General features: G+C 69.6%; 1 protein-coding gene. It reads left to right on the top strand.

From position 1 onward, the window contains the following. Positions 1-50 precede the first annotated feature (50 nt). Positions 51-1,042, top strand: a 992-nt coding sequence (locus G6026_RS17645) for an NADH-quinone oxidoreductase subunit L (RefSeq protein ID WP_241728124.1), incomplete at its 3' end; no start/stop codon positions are given.

The raw sequence follows: 1,042 nt of genomic DNA, 5'->3' as shown, positions 1-1,042 counted from the left end.
GTCGGCCTCGATCGACGACGCCAGTCTGCTCAGGTATTGAGGACGCGCCGATGACTCCTGATGTGACGTTGTGGCTGATCCCCGGCCTGCCGCTGCTCGGTGCCACCCTCCTGCTGCTCCTGGGGCGCCGCAGCGACCCGTGGGGCCACCTGCTGGGCTGCGCCACCGCGCTCGCCGCGTTCGGTGCGGCCGTCTGGCAGTTCGGTGCCATGGCCGGCCGCGGGCTCGCAGACCGGACCCTGCAGCAGACACTGTTCACCTGGATCTCGGTGGGCGACCTCACCGTGGACATGGGCTTGCGACTGGACCAGCTCTCCATGGTGTTCGTCCTGCTGATCACCGGCGTCGGCCTGCTCATCCACGTGTACTCGACCGGGTACATGGCCGCCGATCCCGCGCGACGGAAGTTCTTCGCCTACCTCAACCTGTTCCTGGCCGCGATGCTGCTGCTGGTGATGGCGGACGACTTCCTGGTGCTCTACCTGGGATGGGAGGGCGTGGGACTGGTCTCCTACCTGCTCATCGGGTTCTGGCAGCACAAGCCGTCCGCGGCCACGGCGGCCAAGAAGGCCTTCGTCGTCAACCGCGTCGGCGACATCGGGCTCGCCGTCGCGCTGATGGTGATGGTGACCCAGCTGGGGACCCTGTCCTTCGACGGGGTCTTCGCCGCGATCGACGGTGGGACCGTCGCGGCGGGTGTGGACGGCGTCGCGCCCGACCTCGGCCCGGGCGTGGTCACCGCACTCGGACTGCTGTTGCTGCTGGGCGCCTGCGCCAAGTCCGCCCAGGTGCCGCTGCAGTCGTGGCTCGGGGACGCCATGGAGGGCCCCACCCCGGTCTCCGCCCTGATCCACGCGGCGACCATGGTCACCGCCGGGGTCTACCTCATCACCCGGGCCAATCCGATCTTCGACGCGGCACCGGCGGCGCGGACGGCGGTGATCGCCGTCGGCGCGGTGACGCTGCTGTTCGGCGCGGTGATCGGCTGCGCCAAGGACGACATCAAGAAGGTGCTCGCCGCTTCGACCATGAGCCAGGTGGG

Source organism: Dietzia sp. DQ11-38-2, from assembly GCF_014145055.1.
Taxonomy (GTDB): domain Bacteria; phylum Actinomycetota; class Actinomycetes; order Mycobacteriales; family Mycobacteriaceae; genus Dietzia.
This window is presented reverse-complemented; position numbering and strand designations above follow the sequence as displayed.